22 protein-coding genes are annotated in these 26,308 nt (G+C 51.4%); 6 read left to right on the forward strand and 16 right to left on the reverse strand.

Annotation, left to right across the window (positions count from 1 at the left end):
* Positions 1-32 precede the first annotated feature (32 nt).
* The 10 genes from tatC to argC form a co-directional block, all read right to left on the reverse strand.
* The gene (gene tatC / locus CLR69_RS19905) at positions 33-785 is read right to left on the reverse strand and encodes a Sec-independent protein translocase subunit TatC (protein WP_129708989.1); all 753 of its coding nucleotides are present in this window, start codon (positions 783-785) and stop codon (positions 33-35) included.
* Positions 786-788: 3 nt separating this feature from the next.
* Positions 789-1,382 (reverse strand): Sec-independent protein translocase protein TatB, encoded by a 594-nt coding sequence (gene tatB / locus CLR69_RS19910; protein WP_129713147.1) that lies wholly within the window; start codon positions 1,380-1,382, stop codon positions 789-791.
* A 3-nt stretch (positions 1,383-1,385) separates the two neighbouring features.
* Positions 1,386-1,646 carry a Sec-independent protein translocase subunit TatA gene (gene tatA, locus CLR69_RS19915; RefSeq protein WP_039325379.1) on the reverse strand — a complete coding sequence of 87 codons (261 nt, stop codon included), beginning with the start codon at positions 1,644-1,646 and terminating at the stop codon, positions 1,386-1,388.
* An 82-nt stretch (positions 1,647-1,728) separates the two neighbouring features.
* A complete protein-coding gene (gene ubiB / locus CLR69_RS19920; protein WP_129708998.1) occupies positions 1,729-3,369 on the reverse strand; it encodes a ubiquinone biosynthesis regulatory protein kinase UbiB in 1,641 nt (546 codons plus the stop codon).
* Entirely contained in the window at positions 3,366-3,989 is a 624-nt protein-coding gene (gene ubiJ / locus CLR69_RS19925; RefSeq protein WP_129709001.1) for a ubiquinone biosynthesis protein UbiJ, read from the reverse strand. Before ubiJ ends, ubiB begins: the two co-directional genes overlap by 4 nt.
* A 12-nt stretch (positions 3,990-4,001) precedes the next feature.
* The gene (gene ubiE, locus CLR69_RS19930; protein ID WP_129709004.1) at positions 4,002-4,757 is read right to left on the reverse strand and encodes a bifunctional demethylmenaquinone methyltransferase/2-methoxy-6-polyprenyl-1,4-benzoquinol methylase UbiE; all 756 of its coding nucleotides are present in this window, start codon (positions 4,755-4,757) and stop codon (positions 4,002-4,004) included.
* Positions 4,758-4,898: 141 nt separating this feature from the next.
* Positions 4,899-6,455: a DNA recombination protein RmuC gene (rmuC, locus tag CLR69_RS19935; protein ID WP_129713146.1), complete on the reverse strand. Its 1,557-nt coding sequence runs from the start codon at positions 6,453-6,455 to the stop codon at positions 4,899-4,901.
* 236 nt (positions 6,456-6,691) lie between these two features.
* Positions 6,692-8,065, reverse strand: coding sequence for an argininosuccinate lyase (gene argH / locus CLR69_RS19940; RefSeq protein ID WP_129709010.1), 1,374 nt, complete (start codon positions 8,063-8,065; stop codon positions 6,692-6,694).
* Between the two features lie 62 nt (positions 8,066-8,127).
* The gene (argB, locus tag CLR69_RS19945) at positions 8,128-8,901 is read right to left on the reverse strand and encodes an acetylglutamate kinase (RefSeq protein ID WP_015731434.1); all 774 of its coding nucleotides are present in this window, start codon (positions 8,899-8,901) and stop codon (positions 8,128-8,130) included.
* A gap of 37 nt (positions 8,902-8,938) precedes the next feature.
* Positions 8,939-9,943, reverse strand: a complete 1,005-nt coding sequence (gene argC, locus CLR69_RS19950) for an N-acetyl-gamma-glutamyl-phosphate reductase (RefSeq protein ID WP_129713145.1) — start codon at positions 9,941-9,943, stop codon at positions 8,939-8,941.
* 202 nt (positions 9,944-10,145) lie between these two features.
* Between argC and argE the strand changes: the two genes are divergently transcribed.
* The gene (gene argE / locus CLR69_RS19955; RefSeq protein ID WP_131535112.1) at positions 10,146-11,297 is read left to right on the forward strand and encodes an acetylornithine deacetylase; all 1,152 of its coding nucleotides are present in this window, start codon (positions 10,146-10,148) and stop codon (positions 11,295-11,297) included.
* Positions 11,298-11,351: 54 nt separating this feature from the next.
* Complete coding sequence (locus tag CLR69_RS19960) at positions 11,352-12,065, forward strand: GntR family transcriptional regulator (RefSeq protein ID WP_129709016.1); 714 nt, start codon at positions 11,352-11,354, stop codon at positions 12,063-12,065.
* Positions 12,066-12,072: 7 nt separating this feature from the next.
* On the opposite strand, the gene CLR69_RS19965 is transcribed toward CLR69_RS19960, so the two are convergent.
* Positions 12,073-13,272, reverse strand: a complete 1,200-nt coding sequence (locus CLR69_RS19965) for a starvation-sensing protein RspA (protein ID WP_129713144.1) — start codon at positions 13,270-13,272, stop codon at positions 12,073-12,075.
* Between the two features lie 321 nt (positions 13,273-13,593).
* On the opposite strand from CLR69_RS19965, the gene CLR69_RS19970 reads away from it, so the two are divergent.
* Together CLR69_RS19970 and ppc are read left to right on the forward strand one after the other, a co-directional pair.
* Positions 13,594-14,985, forward strand: coding sequence for a PTS transporter subunit EIIC (locus CLR69_RS19970; protein ID WP_129713143.1), 1,392 nt, complete (start codon positions 13,594-13,596; stop codon positions 14,983-14,985).
* A 243-nt stretch (positions 14,986-15,228) separates the two neighbouring features.
* Positions 15,229-17,868: a phosphoenolpyruvate carboxylase gene (gene ppc / locus CLR69_RS19975; RefSeq protein WP_129713142.1), complete on the forward strand. Its 2,640-nt coding sequence runs from the start codon at positions 15,229-15,231 to the stop codon at positions 17,866-17,868.
* Positions 17,869-17,940: 72 nt separating this feature from the next.
* Here ppc and CLR69_RS19980 read toward each other — a convergent pair whose 3' ends face one another.
* The 3 genes from CLR69_RS19980 to CLR69_RS19990 all read right to left on the reverse strand — a co-directional run bounded on the left by CLR69_RS19980 (position 17,941) and on the right by CLR69_RS19990 (position 20,503).
* Positions 17,941-18,723 (reverse strand): tyrosine-protein phosphatase, encoded by a 783-nt coding sequence (locus CLR69_RS19980; RefSeq protein ID WP_129713141.1) that lies wholly within the window; start codon positions 18,721-18,723, stop codon positions 17,941-17,943.
* A 149-nt stretch (positions 18,724-18,872) separates the two neighbouring features.
* A complete protein-coding gene (udp, locus tag CLR69_RS19985; protein WP_010283777.1) occupies positions 18,873-19,643 on the reverse strand; it encodes a uridine phosphorylase in 771 nt (256 codons plus the stop codon).
* Positions 19,644-19,906: 263 nt separating this feature from the next.
* On the reverse strand, positions 19,907-20,503 hold the full coding sequence (locus CLR69_RS19990; RefSeq protein WP_129709029.1) for a hypothetical protein: 597 nt from the start codon (positions 20,501-20,503) through the stop codon (positions 19,907-19,909).
* An 87-nt stretch (positions 20,504-20,590) separates the two neighbouring features.
* Here CLR69_RS19990 and CLR69_RS19995 point away from each other — a divergent pair, with 87 nt between their 5' ends.
* On the forward strand, positions 20,591-21,268 hold the full coding sequence (locus CLR69_RS19995; RefSeq protein ID WP_129713140.1) for a helix-turn-helix transcriptional regulator: 678 nt from the start codon (positions 20,591-20,593) through the stop codon (positions 21,266-21,268).
* 34 nt (positions 21,269-21,302) lie between these two features.
* The gene (locus CLR69_RS20000; RefSeq protein WP_129709035.1) at positions 21,303-22,130 is read left to right on the forward strand and encodes a dienelactone hydrolase family protein; all 828 of its coding nucleotides are present in this window, start codon (positions 21,303-21,305) and stop codon (positions 22,128-22,130) included.
* A gap of 88 nt (positions 22,131-22,218) precedes the next feature.
* Here the strand turns inward: CLR69_RS20000 and CLR69_RS20005 are convergent, their stop codons facing one another.
* Positions 22,219-23,880 (reverse strand): methyl-accepting chemotaxis protein, encoded by a 1,662-nt coding sequence (locus CLR69_RS20005; protein WP_129713139.1) that lies wholly within the window; start codon positions 23,878-23,880, stop codon positions 22,219-22,221.
* A 691-nt stretch (positions 23,881-24,571) separates the two neighbouring features.
* Positions 24,572-26,200 carry a methyl-accepting chemotaxis protein gene (locus tag CLR69_RS20010; protein ID WP_129713138.1) on the reverse strand — a complete coding sequence of 543 codons (1,629 nt, stop codon included), beginning with the start codon at positions 26,198-26,200 and terminating at the stop codon, positions 24,572-24,574.
* Between the last annotated feature and the right edge of the window lie 108 nt (positions 26,201-26,308).

Raw genomic sequence — 26,308 nt, forward strand, 5'->3', positions numbered from 1 at the left:
CATTTTACCGTCCTGCCGCAGGAAACCGTTAGTTACTGCGATGGCTCTTCCGTTTCAGTCCGTCGGCCTTTGCCAACATAAAACCGCGCGAAGAACACACCAATTTCAAACAGCAGATACATAGGAATCGCCAGTAGCGTCTGTGAGAAAACGTCCGGCGGCGTCAGCAACATCCCGACAACGAATGCGCCCACCAAAATATAAGGCCGCTTTTTCTTCAGGTCTTCTGGCGTCACCACACCACTCCAGCAGAGCAGCACAATGGCAACAGGCACCTCAAACGATACGCCAAACGCCATGAATAGCGCCATAACAAAATCGAGGTAGTTATTGATGTCGGTCGCAATCAACACGCCAACGGGCGCGGTTTTCGCGAAAAAACCAAACGCCAGCGGAAACACGACAAAGTACGCAAACGCCATGCCCGAATAAAACAGCAAGCTGCTGGATACCAGCAACGGCATCATTAAGCGACGTTCGTGTTTATACAGAGCTGGAGCCACAAATGCCCATACCTGATAGAGCACCAGCGGTGCGGCGACAAACACTGAGACAATCATCGTCAGTTTTATCGGCGTAAAGAAAGGCGAGGCGACATCCGTCGCAATCATGCTGGCACCCGCAGGCAATTGCTTGATGAGCGGGGCAGAAACTATTTGGTAAATGTCATTGGCAAAGAACACCAACACAACAAACACCGCCAGCACACAGATAATACTGTTCAGTAGCCGCTTGCGTAGCTCAATCAGGTGACTAATTAGCGGTTGAGTATCTTCATCGGCCATAAACTAACGACTATCACTCGGTTGACGGGCAGAAACAGTGGAAGACTGTGACTGCTCAGGTTTGACATTATCATTACCGACAGCGCCATCACTTGTGGCGTTGCGACCATCGCTATGATTCTCAGCAACAGCTGCGCTCTCGGGCTTCTGTTGGCTGTCTGCCGGATGTATTGCGGTTTCCGCTTCAATCACCCCATCGTAGGCCGCTTCAGGATCGTTTAACGGGGCATTACTCTGCGGTTCCACCGTCGCACTACCATCATCTGGTTTTTTGGGATCATCTAATTTTTGCGAAGACGACGTCTCGGTATAGCCACGTTTCATCGCTTCCGCCGCCTCTTTGAGTTCATCCATTGAGGCTTTCAGCTCAGGCGACAGATTCTGCAAACTGGCTTTTTCGACTTTTTTCAGGCTTTCCTGAAACTCCTGGAGCTTCAACTCCTGGGACAACTCATTCTGAACCGTAGACGCCAATGAACGCAGCGTTCTAATCCAACTTGCAACCGTTCTAACTGCAACAGGCAAACGCTCCGGCCCAAGGACGATCAGGCCGAGAACCATCACCAGTAACAATTCACCAAAACCGATATCGAACACAGATTACACCTGCTCTTTATGCTGGCTCTTTGTATCGCCCTGCTTGGCGTCTGATTGGTTATCAGCGATAGATTTAGTAGAGAAATCAGCATCTGGCTGCGTTTTGTCTGCATTAGTAGACGGCTGATCGTCACCCATCGCTTTTTTAAAACCTTTGATGGATGCACCCAGATCTGAACCCAGTGTTCTCAGCTTGTTGGTTCCGAACAGCAAAATGACAATAACTGCGATAATCAACAGGTTCCAGAGACTAATACCACCCATAACATTTACCTCTTTTCAAAAAGGGGAACGACAGAATTCTCGTTATTATATCGGGTAATTCTGACGAGCATCATGATCTGCTTCAACGAGTTCGACGCCAACCGATAATCCAGGCGACAATTCCTGCTGCCATCAACCCCGCAGGAACCATATCGGCTTCAACACGGCTGATCAGTAACAACGTACCACTGATTAGCAGCGTTGCGCCAATACCCAAAAGATATCGTGACTGTCCTTGACGAGCCTGCTGCGTTCTCAACTCATGTGACAGCTTATCGACGCTTTGTTTTAACATCTTATGCTGACGAAGTCCGTCATAAAATAGCTCAGGGATTTCAGGCAATTTCTCAGCCCAGAACGGTGCCTTTTCTTTTAGCGCCCGGAAAACCGCAGGTAAACCGACCTGTTGCTTCAACCAGCTCTCAAGAAACGGCTTGGCGGTTTTCCACAAGTCGAGCTGCGGATAAAGCTGTCGACCAACGCCTTCAATGTACAGCAACGTTTTTTGCAGCAACACCAGTTGAGGCTGCACTTCCATATTGAAGCGACGTGCCGTATTAAACAAATTCAATAATACATGGCCGAATGAAATTTCCGCCAACGGCTTCTCGAAAATGGGCTCGCAGACCGTACGAATAGCAAACTCAAAATCTGCGACATTGGTGTCAACAGGCACCCAGCCCGAATCCACATGCAGTTCGGCGACTTTGCGATAATCACGGTTAAAGAAGGCAATAAAATTTTCGGCCAGATAGCGCTTATCTTCTTTATTCAACGAACCGACGATACCGCAATCAATACCGATGTATTGCGGGTCTTCTGGGTGTTCGTAGCTGATAAAGATATTGCCGGGGTGCATATCCGCGTGGAAGAAACTGTCGCGAAATACCTGCGTGAAGAAAACCTGAACGCCACGTTCTGCCAGTAGCTTCATATCCGTGCCATTGGCTTTCAGCGCATCGACATCAGAAACAGGAATACCGTAGATACGTTCCATGACCAACATGCTTTCACTGCAATAATCCGAATAAATTTCCGGCACATACAGCATCGGGCTGTTCTCAAAATTACGCCGCAGTTGAATGGCGTTTGCCGCTTCTCGCAGCAAATTCAGTTCATCAAGCAACGTTTTCTCGTATTCCAGTACCACTTCGCGCGGACGCAGGCGGCGACCATCCGGCAACAGACGGGGTAGCCAGCCAGCCAGCCGTTTCATCAGGCGCATATCCGCCTTGATGACAGGCAGAATATCCGGGCGGATAACCTTAATAACAATCTCTTTTCCCGTGCTTTTTAGGCATGCGGTATGAACTTGCGCAATTGAGGCAGAGGCTAGCGGTTTAATGTCAAAATCGTCAAACCACTCTTCAAGAGGGATTCCGCCCATCGATAGCTCAATTTGCTCACGCGCCAGTTTGCCATCGAACGGCTCAACCTTATCCTGCAACATCGCGAGCTGATCGGCGATAGCAGGTGGGAACAGGTCGCGGCGCGTCGACATCATTTGCCCAAACTTAATCCATACAGGTCCCAGTTCCTGAAGTGCTAAACGCAGGCGTTCCCCTAAAGGCATGTTGCGGTGGCGATTAGGTAACCAGAACAGCATGCGACGACCCACACGCAGTGGAAACGTCAGACGCATTTTAGGAATGAGTTCGTCCAGACCGTAGCTCAACAGCACACGCACAATGCTGTAGAGGCGGCGTAATTCACTGGGCGTCATCGTAAAGCCTCCAGTTTCGCCAGCCGTTCGGACAACGTATCAACGGATTTATCCAGCGCAACAATTTCCTCATGGAACCAGGCATTTTCCAGTTTTCCCGGAGCAAGTCGCCACTCTTCCGTTAACGTCTCGGACAGGAAATGTTGCTGCTGATGTAGTGACCTTCTCAGGAAGCTCAATGTTTTCTGCGCCGTCTGGCTAAGACCCTGAGCAACAATATCGCCCAGATAAGGAGATAGCCATTCCGCCGGATCGAACTCCGCAAGATCGCACAGTACGATGAACTGTTGAACGACTTGAATATCGCCCTCAATAATCAGTTCACCGCTGCGCATCAACGATGATAGCTGTTGACGATCGCGTAATTTCATCAGAACCGGAACACGTGTTTTCAGGCGGCAATCAGCCAACTCGCCCCACTGGCTGACAACATCCAGCCGCTGTTCGTTAAACACCAGCACCAAGGGTACATTCAGTTCAGCCAGCTCGATCTGGAGTGTTTTCCCCTGTAAGCGCTGACGGGCAGACTTCATGCTTCGATCGCAAGAAACAGTATCGTGAAAAAGCAGCTGATTCAGCGCGGTTTCCAGCGTAGCAGTCAGAAAAGACGTTATCAGCATTGGCATTTCCAATCAGAATTTAAACCCACGATGCAGTGCAACGATTCCACCTGTGAGGTTGAAATAGTTAACGCTGTCAAAACCGGCATCGCTCATCATCCCTTTCAGCGTTTCCTGATCGGGGTGCATACGGATGGATTCCGCCAGATAGCGGTAGCTTCCAGCATCGCTTGCCACGGCTTCACCAATCCTCGGCAGGATGTGAAATGAATACGCATCGTAAACGGTGCTCAGTTGTTTAATTACCGGCTTGGAAAACTCCAACACCAGCAGCCGACCACCGGGCTTCAGAACGCGGTACATGGAGCGCAGCGCTTTGTTTTTGTCCGTCACGTTGCGAAGACCAAAAGAGATAGTAATGCAGTCGAAGAAGTCATCAGGGAACGGCAGCGCTTCGGCATTAGCCTGCACGTAGTTGATGTTGTCGATAATGCCTTTGTTGCGCAGTTTCTCGCGGCCCACCTTCAACATGGATGCATTGATGTCCGCCAGAACGACTTCACCACTTTCACCAACCATACGGGAGAACTTGGCGGTTAAATCCCCAGTCCCTCCGGCAAGATCCAGAACACGCTGGTTACGTCTTACTCCACTACATTCGATAGTAAAACGCTTCCAGACACGGTGGATACCAAAAGACATCAGGTCATTCATCAGGTCATACTTTGCTGCTACAGAATGAAAAACCTCAGCCACCATGACTTCTTTTTCATCTCTGGCGACAGTCCGGAAACCAAAGTCGGCCGTATTCTCCTGCTCACTTGCCATCTTATCCGCCTACTATTTCAGTCAAATTTTGGGTCTACCCATTAATGGTAAGAGTGTACCAGACCCGGATAAAAACCCCACTGCACTAATTTCGCATAGCATGGGTGCCAAGCCCGCGAAATCCATACCTATTTATCACCGTTATACTTCAAGCTGCTTGTGCGTTGGCTGCCCTTCTTCACCTTCCGTTCTTACGGTCGGGGAAACAACGTCGGGAGTGATGGAATCCGTTAGCTCATCGCTTTCGGTGTGCTCATGGGCCGTTGCTCTTTCTGCCAATGATGGGCTGATCGTGCGTTTAATTTCTACACCCAGCGCGCGAAATCCCTCAGCCTGGCCAATAAGGTTACCACGCCCAGACGAAAGTTTATTCATCGCCTGACGATAAGTGCTCTGTGCTTTATCCAGACTCTGTCCCATCGCTTCCATATCGTCGACGAACAGCCGCAACTTATCGTACAGCCTCGATGCTTTTTCAGCGATGTGCTGTGCATTGCGGCTCTGTTGTTCATAGCGCCATAAATTATTGATAGTGCGTAGTGCCACCAGCAGCGTAGTTGGGCTGACCAGCATAATATTGTGCTTTAGCGCCTCGTTGATCAATTCAGGCTGACGATCGATAGCGACCAGGAAAGCGGGTTCGACCGGAATAAACATCAGCACATAGTCTAGCGAACGCAGCCCCGGAAGCTGCTGGTAATCTTTGCTGCTCAACTGCCGAATATGGCTGCGAACGGAGAGCAGGTGTTCGTTCAGCGCCGTACTACGTTCTACATCATCATCACTATTGAAATAGCGTTCATAGGCCACCAGCGACATCTTGGCATCGATCACGACATCTTTACCCTGCGGTAAACGCACGATGACATCGGGTTGCAAACGGCTATTTGTTCCCGTCTGCACGCTGACCTGTGTTTGATATTCATATCCTTCACGCAGACCGGAGGCTTCCAGCACGCGGCTTAACACCACTTCGCCCCAGTTACCCTGCGTCTTATTGTCACCTTTCAGCGCTTTCGTCAGGTTGATGGCTTCATGTGCCATCTGCGCGTTCAGCTGTTGCAGATTACGGATTTCATGCGCCAACGTGTGACGCTCGCGCGCTTCCGCACCAAAGCTGTCCTGCACCTGACGGCGAAATCCATCAAGCTGGTCACGCAGCGGCATCAGCAACTTATCCAGACTCTGTTTATTTTGCTCATCCACCTTGCGGCCGCTGTGTTCGAAAATGCGGTTCGCCAGATTCTCAAACTGCGTCGTCAATCGCTGTTCGCTGCTTGCCAGCAGCCGCTGCTTCTCTTCCGCCGCCATCCGGGTTTCTTCTAGTCGAATGGTGACTTCCCGCAGTTCGGCCTCCTGTGCGCTATTTATTTCACGTAGCGTCCTCAATTCCTGATTTAACTGCACGCATTCAGTGCGGAGTTCGCCAAGCTGTTGCAGTTTTTCATGGCTGGCGGAGAGCTGAGCGTGAACCGTGCGCAGTTCCAGCTCATTTTGCCGCAGTCTTTGCTCGTCCTGCTGCTTTGTCTGCTGCTGTTCACTGAGTGACTGTTGAGCCTGCTGCAATGTCTGCGCCAGCAACCGCTGTTCGGTGTCATGCTGCGATAGCTTCTGCTGATGAATCAAGCTAGCAATTAACCACCCGATCAGCAGACCCACCGCACCACCGCCTAGACCATAAAATATACTGATATCCACATTGCCTCCGCAGGCCTTTCACGCTGTCGGTCAAGGTAAAATGATACTGTATGGATGTCCAGAAACAATTCTGATGGGGAGTAGGTTGAGCAGAAAAATGCGATCCGCATTCCAGATGAGTATGGACATACGATAATTTGCAGAAGAATCAGATCGGTAACACTGAAATTCCCCTCAACGTGAAACACCACGTTGGGGGGAATGGAAGGTATAGCTTAGACCTATTCCAGTAATGCTTAGCCTAGGCGCTGCTTCGCATCACTAATCGCTTTAGCGACCTGCTGCGGTGACACGCCACCCTGTGCTGCACGCTTATCCAGGCAAGATTGCAACGCCAGAATCGGGTAGACATCCTCACCAATCACAGCGCTGAATTTTTGCAGATCGGCCAGTGGCAATGCTTCCAACGCTTTGCCCTGACGAATGGCTTCAACCACCGCTTCACCCACGATATGGTGCGCTTCACGGAACGGAACGCCTTTCGCGACCAGATAGTCTGCCAGCTCTGTAGAGTTGGCGTAGCCTTGCTCGGCGGCTTCTTTACAGCGCGGACGTTTAACCTGAATGCCTTCCAGCACCAGACCCGCCATCATCAGGCAATCGTGCCAGGTATCCAGCGCGTCAAACAGCCCTTCCTTGTCTTCCTGCATGTCTTTGTTATACGCCAGAGGCAAGCCTTTAAGCGTCATCATCATGCCGGTCAATGCCCCCTGTACGCGACCGCATTTACCGCGAATCAGCTCCAGTGCATCTGGATTTTTCTTCTGTGGCATCAGAGAGGAACCGGATGTCACACGATCAGATAGCTCGACAAACGCCGCTTCACCGCTGTTGAAGAAGATCAGATCTTCGGCAAAACGCGACAGGTGGATCATGCCGATCGAGGCATCGGACAGCAGTTCCAACACATGATCGCGATCGGAAACCGTGTCCAGACTGTTGCGCGTGGCGGAGGCGAATCCCAGCCAGCCAGCCAGTTGCTCACGGTCGATAGGGTAAGCCGTTCCCGCCAGTGCGCCACAGCCCAGCGGGCTGACATCCAGACGCTTTAGCGTATCTTCCAGACGGCTTTCATCACGCGCCAGCATCTCGTGGTAAGCCAGACACCAATGTGCAAACGTCACTGGCTGCGCGCGCTGCAAGTGGGTGTAACCTGGCATCACGGCATCCTGATTCGCTTCTGCCGTCGTGACCAGCGCCTGACGCAGCTGGCGTACTGACAGCAGCAGCTCTGCAATCTGCGCCTTGCACCACAATTTCAGGTCGGTTGCGACCTGATCGTTACGGCTACGACCGGTATGCAGCTTTTTACCTAAATCGCCCACTTTCTCGATCAGGCGCAGCTCAACCCAACTGTGAATGTCTTCTGCATCGCTTTGCAGGATCATCTCAGGATCGGCTTGCACCTCAACCAGCAGCGCATTCAACGCCTGTTCCAGCTGTTGCTGTTCCTGCGCGCTGAGCACATTGACCGTCACCAGCGCTTTAGACCAGCCGATCGAGCCAACGATGTCCTGCTCCGCCAGACGGTAATCAAACCGCAGTGAGTCATTAAATTGTTTAAAACGCTGATCTGCTGCCTGACTAAACCGACCGCCCCACAAAGCCATAACCCTTACTCCCAAAAATGTAATTCATGTTGGTATCGCATCATGCCATACCCAGAAACGACTTACGCCAGAATACGCGTACCAATCGCCACGCCGTTGAACAGCGCAGGTAACTGCTCGGCATGACGCCAGCTGGCGATATCAACCGGGCGGCCCAGCGCACGAGCGGCATCCAACGCGGCGTTGACCTTAACAATCATACCGTCAGTGATGATGCCCTGGGCGATCAGCTGCTCGGCTTTCTCTGCCGTCATTTCGGCAATACGCTGACCTTTACCGTCCAGAATACCGCTAACATCAGACAGCAGAATTAAATCCGCGCCCAGCGTTTGCGCCAGCGCCGTTGCCGCCTGATCGGCGTTGACGTTCATCAGGTCACCCTGCGCCGTAATACCGATGGAGCTAACGACAGGCAGATAACCCGCAGACAGCAGCGTGTTCAGCAGCGCAGGTGAGCCCGCTTCCGCTTTACCCACAAAACCCAGCGCTTCGTCTAACTGCGTGACTGTCGTACTACCGCCATCGCCCAGGCACAGGCCAACGGCGTTGATGTCATGCTTCTTCGCCCATGACAGCAGCGTTTTGTTGGCTGACCCCGCCAGCGCACCGGTAATGATGTCAATCTGATCGGCTGGCGTGACGCGCAGGCCGTTTTTCTTCACAACAGGCAACGACAGTTTCTTCATCAACTCGTCCACCAGACAGCCACCGCCGTGCACAATAACCAGCGGACGCTGATGCTCCTGACGGTAAGCCACCAGCGCGGTGAACAGACGCTCCAGCGCTTCTTCGCTATCCAGTAAAACGCCACCTAACTTGATAATTAACGGATTCATTATGCTTTGCGCCTCGAAATGTCGGGACCAGTAGTCATTAAATTAACGATTGGGTTTCAGGGAAACCAAAACGAATGTTCATGCATTGCACAGCCTGTGCCGCCGCGCCTTTCAGCAGGTTATCTTCGGTTGCCACCACGATGAGGTGCTCACCGTCAACGGCGAAACCAATATCACAGAACGGCAGGCCGACAACGGATTTCAGCGCCGGGACACCCTTATCATACAGACGAACCAGCGGCTTATCGTGATAGGCGTTGTGATAGGCTTCAGCGACATCCTGCTGGATTACTCCCGGTTGCAGGCGACAGGTGATGGTTTCCAGAATGCCACGGGCAAAGTTGCCTAAATGCGGCGTGAAGATCACTGGCGTACCGAGATGTGTTGAAATTTCAGGCTCATGGCGGTGGTTGAAAATGCCGTACGGTTGCAGGCTGACTTCACAGAAACTGCTGGTCAGCGACGCTTTGCGCCCCGCCCCGCTCACGCCGCTAACGGCATTAATCACTGGCCACTGGGCTGAGTTCAGCAGTTGCGCGTCCAACAGCGGCTTCAGCGCCAGCTGCGCAGCCGTCGGATAACAACCCGGTACGGCAATCAGCTGTGCCTGTTTTACGCTTTCAGCACGCCATTCCGCCAGCCCGTAAACCGCTTTTGCCAGCCAGTCAGGGTGTTGATGTTCGAAGCCATAATAGCGACGATAAAATTCTGCATCCTGTACGCGAAACGCGCCGGACAAATCAAAAACAGTGCAGCCTGCCGCCAGAAAAACAGGGGCCAGATCGTGGCTAACTTTGTGGTCGGTCGCTAAAAAAACGACATCCACGCCTTTCGCCGCTTCTTCCGCATCGGTCAGCGGTTTTACCGGTACATCGATGATGCCTTTGAGCTGCGGATGTAAATCAGAAATCAATTTTCCTGCATCGACACTTTGCGCAGAAACCATCAAAGCGGTTATGTTCATCTGTGGGTGACGGTTCAGGTAGAGCGCAAGCTCAGCGCCGGTATAACCACTTGCACCAACAATCAGCGTATTCAGCATGGGATCCGTATACCTTCTTATTTATCTATGGAACAGGTAACCGGGCTCACCAGCGTCGGTACGCTGTTCACCCGCGAAACTCAGTGAAAGTGACGAATCGCCATCGTCGTACCTTTGGGTTTCCTTTCGCCGAGCAATATTGTATTTTTATTCAAAATAAATGCATGAATATTGATACTATCCTAACCAGAGGCTGTCAACAGTGAAGATGAATTTACCCCCTTTTATTGAGCTATATCGGGCATTGATCGCCACACCGTCCATCAGTGCCACCGACAGCGCGCTCGATCAAAGTAATCATACCTTAATCAACCTGCTGGCAGGCTGGTTTGGCGATCTCGGCTTCCATGTGGAAGTCCAACCGGTCCCCGGCACCCTCAATAAATTTAATATGCTGGCGCGGATTGGTGAAGGAAAAGGTGGCTTATTGTTGGCAGGACACACCGACACCGTGCCGTTTGATGATGGCCGATGGACGCGCGACCCTTTCACGCTGACCGAGCACGACAACAAGCTATACGGTCTGGGTACCGCGGATATGAAAGGGTTCTTTGCCTTTATTCTGGATGCCCTGCGCGATATTGATCCCACCAAGCTCACGAAACCGCTCTATGTGCTGGCGACGGCGGATGAAGAAACGACGATGGCTGGCGCTAAGTATTTCTCCGAATCCACGCAGATTCGCCCAGACTGCGCCATCATCGGCGAACCCACTTCGCTGCAACCAGTGCGTGCGCACAAAGGCCATATGTCCAACGCGATTCGTATTCAGGGGCAGTCCGGCCATTCCAGCGATCCTTCACGCGGCGTGAACGCCATTGAACTGATGCACGAGGCAATTTCCCATCTGCTGGTGCTGCGTAACACCCTACAGGAACGCTATCACAACCCGATTTTCCACATTCCTCACCCGACCATGAACCTCGGACACATTCACGGTGGTGATGCCGCTAACCGCATCTGCGGCTGCTGTGAATTGCATATGGATATTCGCCCACTGCCGGGTATTACGCTTAACGATCTGGACGGACTACTGTCTGAAGCGCTTGAGCCCGTCAGCCAGCGCTGGCCGGGTCGGTTGACCATCAGCGAACTGCATCCGCCGATTCCTGGCTATGAATGTCCGCCGGATCACCGTCTGGTATCAGTTGTGGAAAATCTGCTGGGGACGAAAACGGAAATCGTGAACTACTGCACCGAAGCGCCATTTATTCAGACGCTGTGCCCAACGCTAGTTCTGGGGCCGGGATCGATCGAACAGGCGCACCAGCCGGATGAATATATCGATACTGCGTTTATCAAACCGACGCGGGAACTGATCTCGCAGGTTATTCACCACTTCTGCCACCACTGATCCAACGCAAGCGGCCTTGTCAGCCACGCTGGCAAGGCCATTTTGAGACCGCCCATGAAAAAGAAAGATTTCATCGCGCAGGATTTACTAAGCAAAATCTATCAGCACACCGATCCGCTGCCGGAAAAGCTGCCACCAGAACGCCAGTTGGCGGAAGAATACGGCGTGTCACGCTTTACTATTCGTCAGGCGCTGGAAAAGCTCGCCAGTATCGGCGCAATCCATATGGTGCAAGGCTCCGGTAATTTCATTAATCAGGGCGTGCGCAGCAACCCGCTGGTTTATAACTCGATTACCGAAAAGAAATTTACTCAGATCTCATCCCGCCTGCTTAGCCTACATAAACGCCTGCCGAACCGGGAGGAGCAGCAAGTATTTGCTATCAGCGAAAATGCATTCATTTGGGAATTCAGTCGATTACGGTATGTCGATAATCGCAAGGTGCAGATCGAAATATCGAAAATGCCTGCCGCAGACTTCCCTGATATGAGTCAGAAGATTATCGAAGGCTCTATTCAGCAGTATGTGCTCAGCAAGGGCTATTCGATTTCACACTACCTGACACACTATCAGGCGGTTAACGTCACCAAAGCGCAGGCTGAGCTGTTGGGCTGCAAGAAAGGCACGGCGGCAATGCATATTCTTAATCGCGGAATTTTACAGGGCGGTCGCGTGTACGAATCGAGCGATATCATCGACATAGACTATACCTGCACCTACGTCATCCCCTTAAACCTCGATAATCTGGCCTTCCGCCAATCACCGTAACGCTGATTCAGGGCGTATGCATCGTGCCATCAGGCAGGCGACTCTGCGTCCACTCGTGCGGACGATATACCACGGGGAACTGCCGCGCCGCATCCAGATCGATACCAACGCCAATACCGGGACGCTCAATCGGATACAAATAGCCATTCTCCGGCTCTACCGCCTGCGGGAAGACCTTGCGGGTATTTTCTGGGTAAGCGACAAATTCCTGAATGGCAGCATTGTGCAGGTGGATATTGAGGTGAATATTAACCGCCGCGCCGATAGGTGTCATGTCCGGCGGACAGTGCCACGCCAACCGAACGCCAAAGTTCTGACAGAAAGCGCCCAGCTTCAGCGCTGGCGTAATCCCGCCAATCTGTGAAACATGGCAGCGAATAAAATCAATCTGCCGATTAATCACCAGATTCTGCCACTCGGCAGGATTATTAAATAGCTCCCCAGTCGCCAGCGGCACAGCGCTCTGGCTGCGGATCTGCGCCAACCACTCGTTTTGCGCAGGCGGCAAAATATCTTCGATAAAATAAGGGCGATAAACTTCCACTGCTTTGGCGAACTGCACGGCCTGATTCGGGAACAGACGCTCATGGACATCATGCAAGATGTGAAAACGATCGCCGTATTTCTCCCGCAAGGCACGGAACATAGCGAGCGTGTTAGCCATATACTGATCTTGATCGTAATAGGCTCCCTCCGTTGGCTGCCTCGTGCTATGCAGCGCATCGGGATTACCACCATAGAATCCTAACTGACAGCGGATATGGCGGTAGCCCTGCGTATAAAGCCGTTCCACTTCCTGATAGAGCCCCTCCAACGTATCGCTAGCAGCGTGGCTGTAGGCCGCGATTGCATCGCGAGATTTCCCACCAAACAGGTGATAGAGCGGCATATCCGCCAGCTTGCCCTTGATGTCCCACAGCGCCATATCGACGCCTGCAACCGCATTGTTGATAACTGGCCCGTTACGCCAATAGGCATTGACCATCATCATGTGCCACAGATCTTCGATATGGTTAGCATCCCTTCCCACTAAAAGCGGTTTGAGGTACTCGTCCACCATCGCCTTTACGGCGAGCGGGCGCTGCTGGAAGGTCGCACACCCATAACCCGTAACGCCTTTATCCGTGTGAACCACTACCGTCACTAAATTATGGCGGTCGGGGCGGGTAACAAGACATTCAATATCAGTAATTATTGTCGGCAACACAAAAATACCCTCCGGTGCGATTACCGGAATAGTCAAACCCGATAAAAACACAGTCTAAAATCAGTTTCTTTTTTGTTTTCTACTTATTTTTTCTTTTATTGTAAACCTATTCTTTAAAAGAATTATTTTGGTTTGAAAAAGTCATCGAATTGATAAAAAAACCAGACCAATTATTGAATAATGGCAACAAATACCCCCTTACAGGCTAATCATGTGATGAATCTCATGTTTTATTGGTTTGTTTTTTATTTTTTAAGATTTTACTATCTGAGGAAATAATTCGGCCAAAAATAACATAAGGTCATGTTGGGGGTTTATTCCATGGGAAAAAATGACGTTATTCAGTCAATCATTAAACTGGTTGGTGGAAACGAAAATATTAATAAAGTCTGGCACTGCATGACGCGGCTTCGGTTTGATTTAATTGATGAAAGTAAAGTGCAAACTGAGGCCATCAAGAATCTGCCAGGAATATTAGGTGCTCAACACCAAAGTGAGCAATTTCAGATTATTATCGGGCCACAGGTCAACGAGTATTACGAACTGCTGAGCGCACAGCTTTCTCCCGCAACAGCACTTTCCTCCACGGCGCCAGCGCAGCCAGACGTGCAGAAGCAGAAAAAAGGGCTGGTTTCGCTGTTCATGGATACGGTTTCTGGCGTATTTGGTCCGATCGTGCCCGCCATTGCGGGTGCGGGGATGATCAAAGGGTTACTCGCTGGGCTAATCGCCTTGAAAATCGTGTCTGCCAAAACCGATACCGTGATCGTTATCGATCTGATCGCCAGCGGCGTGTTCTATTTCTTACCCTTCTTCCTCGCCATCTCAGCGGCCAGGATATTTAAAACGAACGAATATCTGGCAGCGGCTGTCGCAGCCTGCCTGATGTACCCGTCGTTAATGGAAGCGGCGAAAGCACTAGCCAACCATAGCCCTGATGCAGTCAGCGCTTTTTACTTCATGGGTGTACTGCCTATTTCGGTGTTCAACTACTCTGCCAGCGTCATTCCGGTCATTTTCTCCGTGTTGGCGCTGAGCTATATCCACCGTTGGGTCGACCACATCATGCCTTCGGTGCTGAAAACTGTATTTACTCCAACGCTGACGCTGTTTATCGCCGCGCTGGTGTCCCTCACCGTTATCGGGCCATTCGGGATCTATCTCGGCAAACTGCTGGCACTGTTTATTCAGAGCCTGTTCGATGTGTCGTCTATCTTTGCTGGTTTCGTGGTCGGTGCGATTCGGCCTGTCGCTATCCTGACTGGTATGCATCACGCAATGACGCCCATTGCACTGCAAAATTTCAGCAATCAGGGTTTTGATATGCTGATGCCAATGATGTGTATGGCCAACATGGCGATTGCAGGCGCAACATTTGCCATCTACTTTCATGCCAAAACCCGTCAGGACAAATCTGTCGTGCTGTCTGCGGGGGTTTCCGCGCTGCTCGGTATTACCGAACCTGCACTCTTCGGCGTACTGACCAAGTATAAAAAAGCGTTTATCTCCGCCACCGTCGCCAGTTCCATCGCCTCGGCCTTTATCGCGTACTTTGGTGTGCGGCTGTATGGCTACATTCTGTCGAGTATTTTCAGCCTGCCAGCCTATATCGGCCCGTACTTTAGCTACGCCGTTTCCGGCATGGCTATCGCTATCGTGCTTTCTTTTACTCTGACCTACATTCTGGTTGTCAGAGCCGCCAAGCAGTCATAATCACACTCGCGGGGCCGCTGCGCCCCGCCCTCTTTCCTCTCTGATTAGTAACCCTAATATCCGCGCCTCTGTAATTAAATTTCACAAATTGCCAAGCCCTTACCAATGCAAGTACAAAGAATAAGGAGAAGAAAGAATCGTCAATTGACGAACTCGCCTTATCGTGGCTAGATGGAGGCAGTGCGTCAAAATATGTCAAGTGAAATAAACTTACAAAAATGGTAGGGATGGGTCAGGGTAACTATGAACGAACAATATTCCGCAATGCGCAGTAACGTCAGTATGCTCGGCAAACTACTCGGCGATACCATCAAGGAAGCACTGGGTGAAAACATCCTTGATAAAGTCGAAACAATCCGCAAGTTGTCAAAGTCATCCCGCGCAGGTAATGAAAAACATCGTCAGGAGTTGCTGACCACACTGCAAAACCTGTCTAACGATGAACTGTTGCCCGTTGCTCGCGCATTCAGCCAGTTCCTTAACCTGACCAATACCGCTGAGCAATACCATACGATCTCACCACACGGTGAAGCGGCGAGTAACCCGGCACAGCTTTCAAGCGCTTTTGAGCGCCTGAAAGAAAGTAAAAATCTGACCGAACGAGATATCCGTGACGCCGTGGAATCGCTGTCGATCGAGCTGGTGCTGACCGCACACCCGACCGAGATCACCCGCCGGACGCTGATCCACAAACTGGTGGAAGTGAATACCTGCCTCAAGCAGCTCGACCATAACGATCTGGCTGATTATGAACGTAATCAGATCATGCGCCGTCTGCGCCAGTTGATCGCACAGTCCTGGCATACCGATGAGATCCGCAAAATTCGCCCGACGCCGGTAGATGAAGCCAAATGGGGCTTCGCCGTGGTAGAAAACAGCCTGTGGGAAGGTGTGCCTGCGTTTTTACGTGAACTGGATGAACAGCTGGAACAGGCTTTCGGCTACCGTCTGCCGGTTGATGCCGTCCCCGTACGCTTTACCTCCTGGATGGGCGGCGACCGCGACGGTAACCCAAACGTCACAGCAGAAGTCACTCGCCATGTGCTGTTACTCAGCCGCTGGAAAGCCGCCGATCTGTTCCTACGCGATATTCAGGTACTGGTTTCCGAACTGTCGATGTCCGAATGTACGCCGGAGCTGCTGGAGCGTGCCGGTGGTAGCGAGGTACAGGAACCGTACCGCGCCATCATGAAGTCACTGCGTTCGCAGTTGAGCAGTACGCTGAGCTATCTGGAAGCGCGCCTGACGGGTGAGGAACGTCTGCCACCTAAAGACTTACTGATTACCAACGAGCAGCTGTGGGAACCACTCCACGCCTGCTATCAGTCGCTGAAAGCCTGTGGCATGGGCATCATCGCCGATGGTCGCCTGTTGGATACGCTGCGTCGCGTACGCTGCTTCGGCGTACCGTTGGTGCGCATCGATGTCCGTCAGGAGAGCACCCGCCACACCGACGCGATAGCTGAAATTACCCGCTATCTGGGCCTGGGTGACTACGAAAGCTGGTCAGAATCTGATAAGCAGGCCTTCCTGATCCGCGAACTCAGCTCCAAACGCCCACTGCTGCCGCGTTACTGGGAACCGAGTGCGGATACTAAGGAAGTGTTGGATACCTGTCGGGTGATCGCAAAAGCCCCACAGGGTTCGATTGCCGCTTACGTTATTTCAATGGCGCGCACGCCTTCCGACGTACTGGCCGTTCAGTTGCTGCTCAAAGAAGCGGGTTGCCCGTTTGCCCTGCCCGTCGCACCGCTGTTTGAAACACTGGACGACCTGAACAACGCCGATGATGTCATGACACAGTTGCTGAGCATCGACTGGTATCGCGGCGTTATTCAGGGCAAGCAGATGGTCATGATCGGTTATTCCGACTCCGCGAAAGACGCGGGCGTGATGGCTGCATCCTGGGCACAGTACCGTGCGCAAGACGCGCTGATCAAAACCTGTGAAAAAGCGGGCATCGCACTGACGCTGTTCCACGGACGCGGTGGCTCCATCGGTCGCGGTGGCGCACCAGCTCACGCTGCGCTGTTGTCACAACCGCCGGGCAGCCTGAAAGGTGGCCTGCGCGTGACGGAACAGGGCGAGATGATCCGCTTTAAATACGGCCTGCCAGAAGTCACCATCAGCAGCCTGGCGTTGTATACCGGTGCAATTCTGGAAGCGAACCTGCTGCCACCGCCAGAACCCAAACAGGAATGGCACGAAGTGATGGATGAACTGTCCCGCGTGTCCTGCGATATGTACCGCGGATACGTTCGTGAGAACCCGGATTTCGTTCCTTACTTCCGCGCCGCTACGCCGGAGCTGGAGCTGGGTAAACTGCCGCTAGGGTCACGTCCGGCTAAGCGTCGTCCGAACGGCGGTGTGGAAAGCCTGCGTGCGATCCCGTGGATTTTCGCCTGGACGCAGAACCGTCTGATGCTGCCAGCATGGCTTGGTGCCGGAGCTGGGCTACAGAAAGTGGTAGATAACGGCAAACAGGAGCAGTTGGAAACCATGTGCCGCGACTGGCCGTTCTTCTCGACACGGATCGGTATGCTGGAGATGGTGTTCGCCAAGGCTGACCTGTGGCTGGCGGAGTATTACGATCAGCGCTTGGTAGAAGAGAAGCTGTGGCCGTTAGGGAAGCAACTGCGCGACCAGTTAGCCGCCGACATCAATATCGTGCTGGCGATCTCCAACGACGATCACCTGATGGCGGATCTGCCATGGATTGCCGAGTCAATCGCACTGCGTAACGTTTATACCGATCCCCTGAACGTGTTGCAGGCCGAACTGTTGCATCGTTCACGTCAGCAGGAACAACCGGATGCCGATTTGGAGCTGGCGTTGATGGTAACTATCGCTGGTGTCGCAGCAGGTATGCGTAATACGGGCTAATTACCCAAGCAGCAAAAGCTAAACAGAAGTGGAAACAAAGGCCGGTCACTTGACCGGCCTAAAACGAAAACTTCACGCTAAGTATTTATCCTGCAAATAATTTCTCGCACGATTATCCAGACCGTATTCCACCTCAAGCCAACTATCGATCGAACCGTGTCGTTCATAGATAGCCTGCAACGCCGTCACGATGAACTCTTCCTGCACCGACAGCACATAAGAGAACTGCCCAAGCGCTTTCTCATTCAGCGTTTCCGACAAATGCGTCAGCAACTTCTGGCGGAATGGCGTCAGCGTCGTGTCCGTAAGCAGGTAATCTTCCATCACGGTTTGCTCATCTGCCCCCAGCGCAAACATCACCAGCGCCGAACCGATACCCGTGCGATCTTTACCCACTGCGCAGTGCTGTACCAGCCCGCCCTCATCCGGCCGTAATAGCAGCGAAACCAGCTCTTTATAAGCAGAATTATTGAAAGGCAATCGGCGATAAAGCTCTAACATAAACGCTCGGGAATCAAAGGCCGCCAGCACATCAGATCCCAGCGAATCCAGATTGGCTGTCACTTCGTGGCGTAATGGATTGGCCGGATAGGCGTGATAATTGGCACCCGTCCACAATATATCGGGCTTCTGCTCAATTTCATCGGCATCCCGATAATCCACTACATGAGAAATCGGCACGCCAGCAAGATGTTCACAGTCAGCCTGACTCAACAGATCCAGCGAGCCGGAGCGAAAAAGTTTGCCGTGTCGGATAAGCCGCCCGTCAGCAGCCCGATTACCACCTAAATCACGGAAGTTGATTCCGCCGTCCAGCGGTAATAAAGAGGGATGAAGCAACGTTGGTTCGGTCATACATCTCCTTGCGAGGTTGAAAGGCGAGCAAGGCAACCGTATTACACACGCAGAGCGCGTCGCAGGTTAACCCAATAAACCAGAACAAGTGATTAGGATAAAGGCTGGTCTCTGCGATGGCCAGCCCAAAATAACAGCAACTTTTGTGTTTATTCAGCCGCTAACAAACGGCGAGTGGCATCCAGCAACACCTTGATGACGGTGGTTTCGGCCAGCTTCATGGTCGCCGCATCTGGAATTTCCTGCTGGGTACGGTTCACGATCACTCCCGCGATCATGCCCGCTTTTAGCCCCTGACTTGCACACATGGTCAGCAGCGTGGCAGATTCCATTTCATAGTTCAGTACGCCCATGCTCTGCCACTCTTCCATCGAACCGCGGAAGCGACGTACCACGCGTCCAGAAAAGGTGTCATAGCGTTCCTGACCAGGATAGAACGTATCGGAAGATGCCGTGATGCCAACGTGCAATGCCGCACCCGACGCCTTCGCCGCTTCCACCAACGCAGTGGTACAACCAAAATCAGCAACGGCTGGGAATTCCATCGGCGCAAAGTGCAGGCTCGCACCGTCAAGACGGACGGCTGCGGTGGTAACCAATACATCACCGACGTTGATGCCGGACTGAATCGCCCCCGTTGTACCCACACGTAGGAAAGTACGAATGCCAAGTTGTGCCAGTTCTTCTACCGCGATTGACGTTGACGGCCCACCAATACCTGTCGAGCAGACAATCACCGCTTTGCCGTCCAGCTCAGCACGCCAGGACGTAAATTCACGGTGTGATGCCAGATGTACCGGGTTATCCATCAGGCGAGCAATTTTTTCGACACGCTCAGGATCGCCGGGCACGATAGCCAGCGTCGCACCCTGTAAATCGTTCTTGACCAGACCAAGATGGAACACATCAGATGTAGACATAACTGCCTCCCGGGCAATCAATTGGGTATTCAGAGAAATCGCGCCGAACGCCTTATCTATGCTGCTTGTAGCAGTCTGTCAGCGTCCGTCCAATTAAAGACTCTAGCGCATCATTACGTTCTTTTAAGTGATGGGCATCACCTATAAAAAAGAAACAAACATCAACATACATAAAAAATGTGACTTGAATCACCTTTTATAAGATGGGAAATTCATTTTTGCCGATTAATTGCCTTCTAGTGTAGATTCTTTAACCTCATCAGTTACGACAACGAACCAAACTCAATACTCTCCGGTTCAATCATTCCCAGGAAGGCATCACATAGAGCTTGCCCCTGCCAAGACGCACAAATCGCTTCTGCGCACTGTTGATTGTCGGCAAAGGCGAGATCAATAAAAATGCCATTATCCAGACTGACTAAATGCTGACTTTTCCAGCCTGGCTGAAATGAAAGGTGACGTTCTACCATCTGATTATAAGCATGACGCATGTCACTCTCCTGAATACCCTGCTTTAGACGAAATCGTCCTATTTCGACACCGCCTCTTATTTTTACTGACGGTGCGTTCGCCATTTGCACGGTGTAGTGCCCCATACTGTGCAACCCACTGACAGAAGATCTGAAACTGGAAAATTCAGGTTGGCTTTCAACCGCTTTTGCCGCAGCCCGTGCTTCTTCAAAACTATTCCACACCACAAGATCGACACGTTCGGCGGAGATATCGACGCCTGAAAATGCGATCCAGTCGATAAATCCTGGGAAATGCTTTAGCAGACGTTGTGCTGATAAGCGCGCTGAATCCGCCTCTTGCTGGGTTTTCACCGTGTAAGTGACGATTTCGTAACATGGGGTAGCCATTATGAACTCCGTTATCATGATGATATGAAGTCTGAATCGTATTACACCACCCTGACAGAACTTGTCAGGGTGGTGTAATCTCTTCTCATGAAAACTATTCGGCTATTCTCTTTACTTGATCATCTTCGCGGCCGTATACACCCAGTATCAGCGGAAATATTAGCTCAAGCGTTAAATGTATCAGTCCGAACGATCTACAGGGACATGGCGGCGCTACAAACCATCGGTGCGCCTATTCGTGGTGAATCGGGACTCGGTTACATACTTGAAAAAGATTACTTCCTTCCTCCACTTAATTTTGACCCTGATGAACTGGACGCCATTATGCTGGGAATGCGGCTGATCGGTGCTCGAGGCGATGATATTCTCTCCGCAGCAGCCAGCCGCGTTTCGGCAAAAATCAGCGCCGTGATAGATGTCAAAAAATCGGATAGTTATAAGTCGCTTCCTCTCAGGGCAGTTTCCCGACATACCGAGGAAAATGAGAAGGCAACTAAGCACCTGGCCTTTCTTCGCCTCGCCATCCGTAACAAACTTCAACTACGTATTGCCTATGTTGATCTGCAAGGAAGAAAGAGCGATAGAGTCGCCCGCCCTCTCGGTTTAACCCTGTTTGATGCCGTGTGGTTACTCACGATATGGTGTGAAACTCGCTCAGACTTTCGCAATCTAAGGGTCGATAACATCACTTCAGTGGCAGAGATCGGCCTATACTTCAGGCCAGAGAAAGGGAAACGCTTCGAAGACTATCTCAACACGCTGTAGACATAACTATTCATCGATAACAGGAGAGCGCGTAATGAAGACTGATGAACAGACCACCTTCAAACATCTTCCCCAGGGGCTATCCCCGGCAGTAGAACCGCAGACCTCCTCCATCATTACCACGGATTCTGTCGGTATCATTGCCAGTGAAACCACCATTTCTTCTCAGGGTGAACAGTTGCCCGCGTATATCGCCAGACCAGCAAATCATGATAAGCCGCTTCCTATCATTCTGGTGGTGCAGGAGATTTTCGGCGTTCATCAACACATTCAGGACGTTTGCCGCAGGCTGGCTAAACTGGGCTATATGGCCATTGCGCCAGAGCTGTATTTTCGTCAGGGCGACCCCAGCCAATATCACGACATTCAGCAAATCCTGACCGAGCTGGTTTATAAGGTGCCTGATACGCAGGTGCTGTCCGATCTTGATCACACGGCAAACTGGGCGATTAAACAGGGCGGCGATGCCAGTAAACTGGCGATCACCGGTTTCTGTTGGGGTGGACGCATCACCTGGCTCTACGCCGCGCACAACCCGCAGCTCAAGGCGGGCGTTGCCTGGTACGGTAAGTTTACAGGTGAGAAAACGCTGAATAGCCCCAAACATCCGGTCGATATTGCAACGGAATTGGAAGCCCCTGTGCTGGGGTTATATGGCGCGAAGGACGAAGGGATTCCGTTGGCACAGGTTGATATCATGCGGCAGGCGTTACGCGCGGCCAATGCGGCGGCAGATATCATCGTCTACCCCGATGCCGGTCATGCTTTCCATGCCGATTATCGGCCTAGCTATCATGCAGAATCCGCACAAGACGGCTGGCAGCGTATGCTGGCGTGGTTCCAGAAAAACGGTGTGGCGTAACACCATCACACATTTTCGTTTTTATCTACGATCTAAAACGCCACCGAACAACGGTGGCGTTTGTGTTTAACATGTTATCAAGCCAGTCTTAGAACGTCGTCCAGTCGCCGTTATTGCTCTGGTCTTTCGACGCTGCTGGCGCTAAGGACAGTGTTGGCGTACGCGTTGGTGCCGATGCGTAAGAAGCCGTTTTGCCGTTGCCATACGACAGAAGTTTAAATGCGCTCACCGATTCAGCCAGAACAGAGGCCTGTGCTTGCAGAGAAAGAGCCGCAGAGGCAGATTCTTCAACCAGAGCCGCATTCTGTTGGGTCGTGGTATCAATTTGCCCAACCGCCAGGTTCATCTGGTTAATCCCATCGCTCTGTTCACGACTAGCCTGCGAGATTTCACTGATAATCTCATTCACATCGCGCACATAGCCCGTTAAGCCGCTCATCGTTTCTTCGGCGGTATCCACCAGCGACATGCCTTCCTGAATTTTGCTCACGGAGTCATCGATCAAATCCTTGATCTCACGTGCGGCTGTCGCACTGCGCTGTGCCAGAGAACGCACTTCCCCCGCCACCACTGCAAAACCACGCCCTTGCTCGCCCGCACGCGCCGCCTCAACCGCCGCGTTCAGCGCCAGAATATTGGTCTGGAACGCAATGCCATCAATGACGCCAATGATCTCCGCCATACGCTGGGATGAATCACGAATGCCGCGCATTTTCTGCGTCACAGAAACCATAACGTCACCGCTTTGCTTCGCAGCACCAGAGGCTTTATTCGCGATGTCTGTCGCCTGCTGCGTGTTTTCCGCCGTATTTTTAATGGTGGAGGTCAGCTGTTCCATCGATGCTGCCGTTTCTTCCAGTGAGCTGGCCTGCTCTTCAGTGCGTGATGACAGATCCTGATTACCTGCGGCGATCTGCGAAGCTGCCGTCGAGATTGTTTCCGCCCCGTCACGTACCTGCCCGACAATCGTACTCAGGCTAGTGTTCATGTGATCCAACGATTGCAGCAGTTGTCCCGTTTCATCTTTGCTGGTAACAGTGATACGTGAGGTCAGGTCACCCTGTGCCACTCTGTCTGCCACTTGCAAAGCCTGCTGTATCGGCCGGGTTACGCTGCGCGTGATCGACCAGGCAATCACGCCCCCCAATACGGCACTGAGTGCCAGAATAAGCAGCAGAATAATACGCGTTTCGCTGTATACCTCAGCCATCGCTTCAACGGAGGTGTCCATCGCATCATCTTGGTAGTCCACTAACTGATTCACCGCGTCACGGTATTGGCGCTGAACCACATTCAGGTTGTTATTGAATTCCTCAATCGCAGCTTCCCGATTGCCTGCCACCACTTCGCTAATGATTTTATCGCCAGATTTCAGAAACTCAGTGCGAATTGCGCGGATGGTACGTAGCTGAGTGACCGAACGCTCTTCAACGGTTTGGCTGTCCAGTTTATCCAGCAGACGACCAATTTCCTGACGGAACGCATTCACACGATCGACGTTTTCCTTGATTTTATCCTCGCCCGAAACCAGCATCAGTCGTTGGTACGCCACTAAGATACTCGTGACATTATCGATGAGATTATTGGCATCCACCGTCTGTGGATAAACATCCTTCACGATACTTCTGGCACCATCCTGAAAGCCAGATAGCTTGGACAGAGAAAAAATGCTCACGACGAACAACATCAAAATCAGGATGGCAAATCCAGCTCCCAGTCGATAGCCAATACGCCAGTTTGCTAAATTCATGTCTCACTCCTTTTAGGTTATACATAGCAATGTCAATTGCGCACATGTCGCATCTTGATGAAACCACAGGGCGGAGAATGGCTGGCGACCTGAAGGGGGGGAAAAATCCATTCCCCTCTGATACGCCAGAGATACCTTGAGGCAGGCATTTTTACGCACGCTCTCATCAAGAGAGGCGCGATCAAAAATCAAATAGTTTCCCTCAGGTGTTGAGGTGCAAAAGTGGCAATAAATCTAACAGTGATACAAATACGATTAATAAGACCGCAGAGACATTATCGAGGTGAGATGATGAGCGTCCTTCTTCGTATTCGTGCATCCATAGCCGTTCCTGTGTTATTCATTTTATCGGCAACTTGTTTCTTATCTTTACAATTTGATCGTTCAAATCATTCAAAAGTAAACAATAAATAGATTATAACTATCAAAATCTACGTTTCGATCGGAAAAATCACAGGTTAACCCACCAAGAATTAACATAAATAACCTTTCAGTTACATAAAAGAATAGTCAGACATATTTGATATTAAAAATAAAGAGATGAGAATATTTATTAAAATAGGATAACAAGCTGAATAAGAAGAGAAAAAACTATATTTACTCTATATAGAAGTAGCGGAATCAGGGAGGTAATTGCCCCCCTGATGAAGCAGACGTTGCACTGCAACACCGCCAATTGATGGCGGTAAACTTACTCTTTCCTTGCCAGCGCCAGAGACAGCGTTGGTGTGCTCATCGCCATCGGAGCATAAGAGCCAGCGTTACCCTGACTATACGATGGTATTTTAAACGCGCTTACCGCTTCCGCCAGAACCGAGGCCTGCGATTGCAGAGACAATGCCGCAGAAGCAGACTCTTCAACCAGAGCGGCGTTTTGCTGCGTCGTGGTATCAATCTGTCCAATCGCCAAATTCATCTGGTTAATTCCGTCGCTCTGTTCACGGCTGGCTTGTGAAATCTCACTGATGATGCCGTGTACATCCCTCACGTGGGCCGTTAATCCCCCCATCGTTTCTTCAGCGGTATCAACAAGATCCATGCCTTCACGAATTTTGCTCACGGAGTCATCGATCAAATCCTTGATCTCCCGTGCGGCGGTTGCACTGCGCTGTGCCAGTGAACGGACTTCTCCCGCTACTACCGCAAAACCACGCCCTTGTTCGCCCGCACGCGCCGCTTCAACTGCCGCATTAAGTGCCAGAATATTGGTCTGGAACGCAATGCCATCAATCACACCGATGATCTCCGCCATACGCTGAGACGAATCACGAATACCGCGCATTTTCTGCGTAACAGAAAGCATGACATCGCCGCTTTGTTTGGCAGCACCGGTCGCCTTATTAGCAATCTCCGTCGCCTGCTGGGTATTTTCCGCGGTGTTTTTAATGGTGGACGCCAACTGTTCCATTGAAGCCGCCGTTTCTTCCAGCGAACTCGCCTGTTCTTCAGTGCGCGATGACAGATCCTGATTCCCTGCCGTAATTTGCGATGCCGCTGTCGAAATCGTTTCGGCACCATCGCGCACCTGACCGACAATCGAGCTCAGGCTGGTGTTCATACGATCCAACGATTGCAGCAGCAATCCAGTTTCATCCTTGTTGGTCACCGTGATACGTGAGGTCAGGTCGCCCTGCGCCACTCGGTCTGCCACTTGCAAAGCCTGCTCGATCGGTCGGGTTACGCTACGCGTGATCGCCCAGGCAATCAGCGCCCCAAATACAGCACCCATAGCCAAAATAATCAGCAAAATCATGCGAGTATTGTTATACACCTCAGCCATGGTCTCGACAGAATTATCCATCGCATCATTTTGGTAATTCACCAACTGTTTCACCGAATCACGGTACTTGCGTTGAATCACATTCAGGTTGCTATTGAATTCCTCTACGGCGACGTCGTTATTACCCGCCAACGCATCACTAATAATTTTATCACCGGATTTTATGAACTCGGCACGCAGTACACGGATAGTCCCTACCTGTTTACGAGAAAGTTCTCCTGAAACATTGCGTTCCAGATTATCAAGCAGGCGGCCAATCTCCTTGCGGTACGCCATGATCCGATCGACATACCCCTGACGCTGTTCCTTACCGGATACCAGCATCATCTGCAAATAAGCGACAAAATGCCCATTAACGTTATCGATGAGGTCATTCGCGTCCACCGTTTGTGGATAAACCTCTTTGACGATATCTCTGGCACCATCCTGAAAGCCGGACAGTTTAGACAGAGAAAAAATACTCACGGTAAACAACATCAGAATCAAGATGGCAAATCCGCCACCCAATCGATAGCCAATACGCCAATTCGCTAAATTCACATCTCACTCCTTTTAGGTAATACATAATAATGATTACTGCGCACAGTCATCGTCTAATAACGTCGCAGAGTGGGGAAATAATTGTTTTTCGGAAAAATAAATAGGCTT

It is taken from the genome of Pectobacterium zantedeschiae, assembly GCF_004137795.1.
Taxonomy (GTDB): Bacteria; Pseudomonadota; Gammaproteobacteria; order Enterobacterales; family Enterobacteriaceae; genus Pectobacterium; species Pectobacterium zantedeschiae.

Excerpts from the sequence above, each read along its gene's own strand:
- CLR69_RS19960 (WP_129709016.1), top strand. The coding sequence starts at position 11,352 with ATGAAAAAGAAAGATTTCATCGCGCAGGATTTACTAAGCAAAATCTAT.
- CLR69_RS19970 (WP_129713143.1), top strand. The coding sequence starts at position 13,594 with ATGGGAAAAAATGACGTTATTCAGTCAATCATTAAACTGGTTGGTGGA.
- ubiJ (WP_129709001.1), bottom strand. The coding sequence starts at position 3,989 with ATGCTGATAACGTCTTTTCTGACTGCTACGCTGGAAACCGCGCTGAAT.
- tatA (WP_039325379.1), bottom strand. The coding sequence starts at position 1,646 with ATGGGTGGTATTAGTCTCTGGAACCTGTTGATTATCGCAGTTATTGTC.
- ubiE (WP_129709004.1), bottom strand. The coding sequence starts at position 4,757 with ATGGCAAGTGAGCAGGAGAATACGGCCGACTTTGGTTTCCGGACTGTC.
- ubiB (WP_129708998.1), bottom strand. The coding sequence starts at position 3,369 with ATGACGCCCAGTGAATTACGCCGCCTCTACAGCATTGTGCGTGTGCTG.
- argC (WP_129713145.1), bottom strand. The coding sequence starts at position 9,943 with ATGCTGAATACGCTGATTGTTGGTGCAAGTGGTTATACCGGCGCTGAG.
- CLR69_RS19995 (WP_129713140.1), top strand. The coding sequence starts at position 20,591 with ATGAAAACTATTCGGCTATTCTCTTTACTTGATCATCTTCGCGGCCGT.
- CLR69_RS20000 (WP_129709035.1), top strand. The coding sequence starts at position 21,303 with ATGAAGACTGATGAACAGACCACCTTCAAACATCTTCCCCAGGGGCTA.
- CLR69_RS19980 (WP_129713141.1), bottom strand. The coding sequence starts at position 18,723 with ATGACCGAACCAACGTTGCTTCATCCCTCTTTATTACCGCTGGACGGC.
- udp (WP_010283777.1), bottom strand. The coding sequence starts at position 19,643 with ATGTCTACATCTGATGTGTTCCATCTTGGTCTGGTCAAGAACGATTTA.
- argH (WP_129709010.1), bottom strand. The coding sequence starts at position 8,065 with ATGGCTTTGTGGGGCGGTCGGTTTAGTCAGGCAGCAGATCAGCGTTTT.
- tatC (WP_129708989.1), bottom strand. The coding sequence starts at position 785 with ATGGCCGATGAAGATACTCAACCGCTAATTAGTCACCTGATTGAGCTA.
- ppc (WP_129713142.1), top strand. The coding sequence starts at position 15,229 with ATGAACGAACAATATTCCGCAATGCGCAGTAACGTCAGTATGCTCGGC.
- CLR69_RS20005 (WP_129713139.1), bottom strand. The coding sequence starts at position 23,880 with ATGAATTTAGCAAACTGGCGTATTGGCTATCGACTGGGAGCTGGATTT.
- CLR69_RS19990 (WP_129709029.1), bottom strand. The coding sequence starts at position 20,503 with ATGGCTACCCCATGTTACGAAATCGTCACTTACACGGTGAAAACCCAG.
- argB (WP_015731434.1), bottom strand. The coding sequence starts at position 8,901 with ATGAATCCGTTAATTATCAAGTTAGGTGGCGTTTTACTGGATAGCGAA.